Below are 7,246 nucleotides of genomic sequence, written 5' to 3' on the forward strand. Positions count from 1 at the left end.
GCGCGATATCCTGCATTTCTTTGGAAACAGAACGGTGCCCGCAGCAAAATGAGGGTTTATAATGGATGTACAACCAGCTACAGGAGGGACGAACATTGAACAAACTGTTAAAGATCATAGGAACGGTGTTTTTTATAGCGGGCTTGCTATGGGCTATCTTTAGCGCGATCTACGGAGACGGCTGGATTCCCGCCCTTGCTTCTATTCTAAGCGGCTTCTTGGCGGGTATCGTATTTCTGGCCTTGGCCGAAATACTTGACCGAACCGACGAAAACCGGTATTACCTTGAAGTTCTGCTGGAACGAACGGAGCAACCGGAGCCGGCCGTCTCCCGCCCGGCCGCCCCGGCGAAGCGGAAAACGAAGACGGCACTGGAGTCCCTGAAAGATCATAAATTTAACGCCAACGACTAGGCGTACCGACAAGCATCGCCTCGTACTATGTAGAATTCCCGGACAGCTGCCCATTTTTCCTGTCGAAGCACAACGTTCGGACACCCTGGAACTCCAAGCCAACTCTCCAACTCCAAAAAGATGTAAATCTGCAGGTATTTTCAAATTTTGGTTCCGAACAAGAAAAAAAGATGCAGATATGCAGGAATTCTACTTCATCAAGGTGGTTTGACGGGGGCACCAGCTAGTTCAGCGACCAAAAAGGACCGCGCTCGGCCGCTTTTGCGGCTTGGCACGGTCCTTCTTTATTAATGAATCTGATCCAACAGGCTGAAGGCCTCTTGTTTGGACTTCACTTTCATAAGCTGTTCTCTGAAATTATCATCCATCAGCTTGCGGGACAGCATCTGCAAAATTTTCAGATGCTCGTTGCCCTTGTTCTCTGCGGGAACAGCGATCATAAAGATCAGCTTGGCGGGCTCGCCGTCCGCACTGTTCCAATCGACGCCCTCCGGCTTCAGCCCGAATACGACCCGCGGCTTCAGCACGGCGGCCGATTTCCCGTGAGGGACCGCCACATTCATCCCGATCCCCGTAGAGCTCTCCGCTTCACGGTTCAGAATGGCGGTTTTAAATTCGCCAGGCGAAGTGAGCACCCCTTGGGCATCCAATTTTCCGATCATCGCATCGATCACTTCATCTCGGGTTTTTCCCGCAAGCGAAGTATCGATCAAGTCCAGATTGATGATGTCCGTCAGTTTTCTAACCGTCCGGTGGGACTCATCGGATGAGGATGATACTGCACGGCTTGTGAGTACCGGTTCCACCGCGGCGGCCGCTTCAACCTCGGCTCCTTGATTCCCGGCCAACCGGGGCGCCGCCTGGTCTTTTTTCAACAACTTAATCATCAAAGCCGTCACGATGGAGCCGACGATTACCGCCACAAAGAACATCGTTACGTTATCCACCGCTCCCAGGACGGCAACGATCGGTCCGCCGTGCGCCACCCGGTCTCCGACATTCCCGAACATGGCGATGACGGAGCCGGTCATGGACCCGATCATGATACTCGGGATCACGCGCAAAGGATCCTGCGTCGCAAACGGAATCGCTCCCTCGGTAATCCCGAATAAGCCCATCGTAAACGCCGCCTTGCCGGACTCTCTTTCCGCATTGTGAAACTTACGTTTGAACAGGAACGTAGCCAGCCCCAGCCCGATCGGCGGGACACAGATCGCTACGGCGATCGGACCCATGATTTCGTAGTTGCCTTCCGCAATCATGGCGGAGCCGAACATGAACGCTACCTTATTGACCGGTCCGCCCATATCGAACGAGATCATCGCCCCCAAGATCAAAGCCAGCAGAATGGAACTTGTTCCCTGCATCCCGGCCAGCCAGTTGGTCAACATCTCAAAAACTTGCGCGATCGAACCGCCGAGCAGGTAAATGAAAGCCAAACCGACAATTAACGAAGACAGAACCGGAATGATGATAATCGGCATAATCGGGGTAATCGCTTTTGGAACTTTCCATTTCTTGATCCAAAGCGCCACATAGCCCGCAAGAAAACCGGCGACGATCCCGCCGAGAAATCCGGCTCCGGCCTCACTGCCGTAGAAGCTGCCGTTCGCGGCGATGTAACCGCCGATAATCCCCGGCGCCAGACCCGGTCTGTCCGCGATACTAAAAGCGATAAATCCCGCCAGTATCGGAACCATGAATGTGAAGGACGCCGCCCCCAACCTTTCGATCGTTTTCCAGAACGAATCCTCCGGAATTTGCAATCCGCCCGGCGTCGGTACGCCGCCGATCGAGAGCGCGATCGCGATCAGCAGCCCTCCGACCACGATGAACGGAATCATGTAAGACACGCCGCTCATCAAATGGCGATAAAATGTATTTTGTTGTTTCGCGGCTGGCTGCGGGGTACTGCCGTTCTCCCCGTCTCCTTGGCCGCGATACACCGGCGCCTCGCCGCTGATCATTTTTTGAATCAGTCCTTCCGGGTTGCGGATCCCCTCCTGCACGCCGGCGACCAACAGCTTCTTGCCGATAAACCGGCTTTTGTCAACCGATTTATCCGCCGCGATAATGATGCCGTCCGCCTCGCGGATCTCCTCTGCGGTAAATTGATTTTCCACGCCGATCGAACCCTGCGTTTCAACCTTCATGCTGACGCCTAATTTATCCGCGGCTTTTTGCAAATTTTCCGCCGCCATATACGTGTGGGCAATCCCATTCGGACATGAGGTAATGGCCAACAGTTTCATAGCTCTATCCCCTTATTCTGATTGTAGTAACCGCTTGCATTCTTATATTAACGCGGATAAGACGGCGGAAAATCTTTTATTATTACCGCAGCTGCGGAAAAAACGGATTATTTGCCGGATGTTTATAGGGAACGCAGCAAAGCCTCGGGCGTGGCCGCCTGAACCAACCGCTCGATCGTCGAGGGCTGTTCGCTAAGCAGGGATAGACGCTGAAACAGCTTCTTCAGATGCTCTTGATCTCCAGGCCCCAGCGCCAGCATGAAGACGACGGACACGTTCTCTTCTTTCCAATCCAACGGCTCTTTTAAAGTAGCGACCGCGATCCGCGACTCCCTGATCAAGTTCGGATCTCCATGCGGAATCGCGATGCCTCCCCCTATGGAGGTGGATGAAAGCCTTTCCCTAAGCAGCGCCTGATGGGCATAGTCCTGTTCGACGAATCCCTGGGTATATAGCTCGTTCGCCAGCATCTCAATCAACTCATAGCGGTGGTCCACCTTCACATGCGGGAAAATCAGCGAGGGGGAGGTGTACATTTGCAATATGGAACCCGACGCGTTTGCGGGAGTCGCGGACTCCTCCAACATTTCGATAAATTCCGCTATTTTTTTGACCTCACCCGCTTCCAGCAGGGGAGACACTTGAATGTACGGCACACCGACCTGTTCCAACGGTGTCGTCGATACGATAAAATCCACCCGGCGGCGGGGCAAATACTTCGGCAAGTCGGCCTTGCGTACGGAATCCAATACGTGCAAGTCGGGGAACTTGCGCTCCAGCTTGCTCCGCAGAATTTGCGACATGCCCACGCCCATATGACATACGGTGATGACTTGTTTCGTGCGATCCGCCGGCTTGTTCATACGTTCGGCAGCCGCTTGAAAATGGAGCGTCAAATAAGCCGCCTCCTCTTCGGGAAGAACGAAGGGGTAGTCGGCACCGGCCTCTTTCGCCGCGTAAATGACCATATCAAACATGTAAGGGTACATTTTTTTGATGTCGTGCAGCATCGGATTGGAAACGGTAAGCCCGTAAAGCAGCCGGTTGATCGTGGAGTACAAATGAATACTCAACCCTTCCGCCAAATCGGGGTCACTGGAAAAATCGACCAGGGTTAAGGCGGATACTCTTCGGATTAACCTCTCCGCAAACTCTCTCGCCCGGGTTCTGTCCTGGGCCTGGTCCTCGCCTGAGTCCACAGCGTCGATCCGAGCCTGGGACCGGATTTTGGCGCCCATCATATGAGCCGTCAAATAGGCGACTTCATCCTCGTTGAAGCGAACGGCAAACCTGCGTTCCAACTCCCCGGTAAACTCCTTCATTCTGCCGTACTCCGGTTTGCCGCGGACAAACCCTTTCTCCTGTTCGGAAAAATGGATCGGCTGCTTCAGCTTGGTTCTCCGGATCATCAGCAAGGTATGGATCAGCAAATTGTCGAACGCTTCATCCGTAAAAAACAGCTGAACACGCTGTTCCAGCTCCTTGAGTTCCCGGGCGACGAGCTCGACTTCATGCGGGGAAAACTGCTTTTTTATATAGGAATGTCCCGAATCGGTGGTTAATAGGGTAAGTTTGGACAACGCGGCACGCTTATCCCATTCCTTCCCTTCTAGCGTAATCCCTACCTTCTGTTTGGAAACGACGGTAAGGCCATACTGTTCCAACCAGGGACCCAGGCTGTCCAATTCTTTCTTAATGACCGCTTTGTTCACAAAGTGTGCGTCAGCAAGCTCTTGCAGAGTCACGGGCTTCGTTTCCATCAATAGCCGGTATGCGATCGCGGCCATCCGGTCTTTATCCTCCGGGTCATCCTTCTCCCGAGCGGACCAAAGGAAGTGATCTGCAATTTTCGCTCTTTCTTGTTCCTCCGCATTCAGGACGACCCCGATCCCGGGCTTCCGGACGAGTCTGGCCTGGGAGACCTCGGATAAATCCCGCTCGATTTCATCGAAATCGTTGCGGATCGTCTTCTCCGAACAATTTAACCGCATGGCGATATCCCGTACTACGAAAGGGGTACGGGGAGCGGACAGCAGCATGCGAAGGATTTCTTTTTGACGGGTATTCATAGCGTAGCATCAGCACCTTCACGATTATGTATTCTTATGATGTCAATGAAAAATCGCTCTTATTATAGCACAATTGCCAAAAAGTCAATCCCGCCGGACGCAAAAAAACAGGTCGCTGCAGCTTCCCTGCAGCGACCTGTTTTAAGAAATTCATGCAAACCCTTCGCCCTATCCTTCTTCCGCCGGATAAGCCATTACGCTCATTAATGCCAACTCGGACTGTGTCGTATCGAGCCGGCTGTACTGCACGATCACCGGAACATTGCTGGTGATCGTCATAGCGTACGGTACCCCCGCTGGAATCCGTTCATCTCCGGCTTGGAGGGAGGCGGTTCGAATATGCTTCGTACGCCGGGCCGGGACCCGGCATACGATTCCTTCGAGAGGTTCGCGGTCTTCGAAGTATACCGTTACTTGCAGCTCGGCCTCCTCCGTTCCCGTATTGAGCACGCATACGCTTTCATGACTTTCCAGGCGGCCGCTGCTGTCCGGCGGGATGTACCCGTCCGGGATGACCCAGTACGTGTGACCGATTGCCCTGTATCCGTTATCCATACGGATTCTCCTTGGTTCGCAGCAATTGGCCCAGAAAAGCCAACGTCAGCCCTTGTCCCCATCCCTGAATGCGTTTGCACGGCACATTACGATAACCTTCCGCATCATGCATGACCGCTGTGCCGGCGGATACGCCGGTAACCGTACCGTCCGGCTTGATCCGGGCGAGGATGCCGTCGATCGCCTTTTGGGCGTACTTGTTGTACAAACGTCCCTGCATCAGCAAGGCGGTCGCAATCCCGGCCGAGCCGGAGGTTTCCAGGTAAGAGTCTTCGTCATTGACGATGGTATGCCACAGCCCTTCCGGCGACTGCAGCCTTACAAGCGCGCTTAATTGGTCCCGGAGGGAACCGTCGATCACCATATAGGACGGATGCTGGACCTCGATCAATCGCAGTGCCTTGGACATCGTCAGCGCGGCCCAGGAATTTCCCCTGGCCCAATAAATGCCGGACATCCAGTTCTGATTCACATGGTCCCACCCGTGATAATACAGATGGGTATCGGGATCTTGAAGGTATTTCTCATGCCCGTGATACTGCTTTAATCCGTCCTCGAAATACTCCTTATTGCCCAGACGCTTCCCGATTCGCAGCAAAAAGTAACCGGCCATAAACATCGTGTCCACCCAGGCCTGCTGCGGAAAAACATCATGCAGCGAGTTCACGGTATGCTGAAAAACCCCCTCGGCGAACCGCTCCGCTTGATGCGTCAGAAATTCGGCCATCTCTTTGGCGATTTCCATGTACTTCTCTTCACCCGTCGCCTCGTAAAGCGTCAGCAAACAATGTCCAATGGACACGCCGTTCACCGACAATTTCGGCAAACCGTCCTCGATATTCTCGTCCACCCAGGCTTTGAGCTGATCCAAGTAGGCTTTATTTCCCGTTGCGTCATAAGCTTCGCACACCCCGTAAAATGCGACGCCCCCCGGCCAATCCCAGCTGAAGTCCATCCGAAAGGTACGGTCTACGACGCGATCGATGATTTGCTTGATTTCCTCTTCGTCAAATTGAAGTGCAGGCATCCTATCTTCTCCTCCCTAAGTCAAAGATTCAAAAGCCGAATTACCGCAAAAACATTTGTAACGGCTGCAATTGCAGCTCACGGATGGCTTCCGCCACCTGGGCGGCCAAACGCCGGGCTCCCCGCTCCTGAAAATGCGTATTATCCTCCACACCCGCCGGGAAATGGATAAATTCCCCGGGAAGCACCCACATAAAGTCGTCCTTAGTTCCCTCGACTCCCGCTTGCTCAAACAGGCGGCGGCTGCGCTCGGCGAGATCGATCAGCGGGACCGCTTCCTGCGCGGCCAGCTCACGGATCGCCGTGATATAGTCCCCGTGCGTATCCTGCAGCGTACCGTCTTCCTTGAAGTAACGCCGATGCACGGGGGTAACCAGCACGGGAGTCGCTTGTTTGCTCCGGGCGGCCTCCAAATACAATTTCAGCTGGCCCTGGAAGGTGCTGAACGGTTCCGTTCGGCGGGCCGCGTCCGGCTTCTCGTCGTTGTGGCCGAATTGGAGGAACAGGAAATCCCCGGGCTTGATCCGTTCCATGATCGGATCAAGGAGGCCTTCCTTTACAAAACTCAAGGAGCTATGGCCCGACCGGGCATGATTGTCGACGGCGACGTCATGCTTAAAGAAGGCCGGGAGCATCTGTCCCCATCCGCAGTAAGGATACCCGCTCTCCGGCTGATCCGTCACCGTGGAATCCCCGGCCAAAAACACGGTCAGCGTCCCGTTCGCCGGCCAAATTTCCAGCGCGTTGATTCTGGGCGCCGGGCCCGTGAAAGTAAGCCGCAGCCGGCCATCTCCCCGGACAACAAATCATAACCACCCGTCCAACGGGTGGTTTGCTCTTGGGGTATAACCCCCTGTTGCCAAACTGCGCCTAAAGACGCTAGCCTGACAATAAAATTGTTCAGGCTCAGTGTTTTTGTCACTTTCACTTA

5 protein-coding genes and 1 pseudogene are annotated in these 7,246 nt (G+C 54.2%); 1 reads left to right on the forward strand and 5 read right to left on the reverse strand.

Features of this window, described 5'->3' with window-relative positions:
• The first annotated feature begins 95 nt into the window (after nucleotides 1-95).
• On the forward strand, nucleotides 96-413 hold the full coding sequence (locus LBW89_RS25385; RefSeq protein WP_213508351.1) for a hypothetical protein: 318 nt from the start codon (nucleotides 96-98) through the stop codon (nucleotides 411-413).
• Nucleotides 414-700: 287 nt separating this feature from the next.
• On the opposite strand, the gene LBW89_RS25390 is transcribed toward LBW89_RS25385, so the two are convergent.
• The 5 genes and pseudogenes from LBW89_RS25390 to LBW89_RS25410 all read right to left on the reverse strand — a co-directional run.
• Nucleotides 701-2,665 (reverse strand): PTS fructose transporter subunit IIABC, encoded by a 1,965-nt coding sequence (locus tag LBW89_RS25390; RefSeq protein ID WP_225040747.1) that lies wholly within the window; start codon nucleotides 2,663-2,665, stop codon nucleotides 701-703.
• Between the two features lie 122 nt (nucleotides 2,666-2,787).
• Nucleotides 2,788-4,734 carry a BglG family transcription antiterminator gene (locus LBW89_RS25395; protein WP_148449644.1) on the reverse strand — a complete coding sequence of 649 codons (1,947 nt, stop codon included), beginning with the start codon at nucleotides 4,732-4,734 and terminating at the stop codon, nucleotides 2,788-2,790.
• Between the two features lie 168 nt (nucleotides 4,735-4,902).
• Entirely contained in the window at nucleotides 4,903-5,289 is a 387-nt protein-coding gene (locus LBW89_RS25400) for a sensory rhodopsin transducer (RefSeq protein ID WP_148449646.1), read from the reverse strand.
• A complete protein-coding gene (locus tag LBW89_RS25405; RefSeq protein WP_148449648.1) occupies nucleotides 5,282-6,316 on the reverse strand; it encodes a glycoside hydrolase family 88 protein in 1,035 nt (344 codons plus the stop codon). Before LBW89_RS25405 ends, LBW89_RS25400 begins: the two co-directional genes overlap by 8 nt.
• A 40-nt stretch (nucleotides 6,317-6,356) precedes the next feature.
• Nucleotides 6,357-7,106 (reverse strand): annotated as a pseudogene (locus LBW89_RS25410) (rhamnogalacturonan acetylesterase); the annotation flags it as partial.
• Nucleotides 7,107-7,246 lie beyond the last annotated feature (140 nt).

The organism is Paenibacillus sp. alder61 (genome assembly GCF_020179875.1).
GTDB lineage: Bacteria > Bacillota > Bacilli > Paenibacillales > Paenibacillaceae > Fontibacillus > Fontibacillus faecis.

Excerpts from the sequence above, each read along its gene's own strand:
- LBW89_RS25400 (WP_148449646.1), bottom strand. The coding sequence starts at position 5,289 with ATGGATAACGGATACAGGGCAATCGGTCACACGTACTGGGTCATCCCG.
- LBW89_RS25395 (WP_148449644.1), bottom strand. The coding sequence starts at position 4,734 with ATGAATACCCGTCAAAAAGAAATCCTTCGCATGCTGCTGTCCGCTCCC.
- LBW89_RS25405 (WP_148449648.1), bottom strand. The coding sequence starts at position 6,316 with ATGCCTGCACTTCAATTTGACGAAGAGGAAATCAAGCAAATCATCGAT.
- LBW89_RS25390 (WP_225040747.1), bottom strand. The coding sequence starts at position 2,665 with ATGAAACTGTTGGCCATTACCTCATGTCCGAATGGGATTGCCCACACG.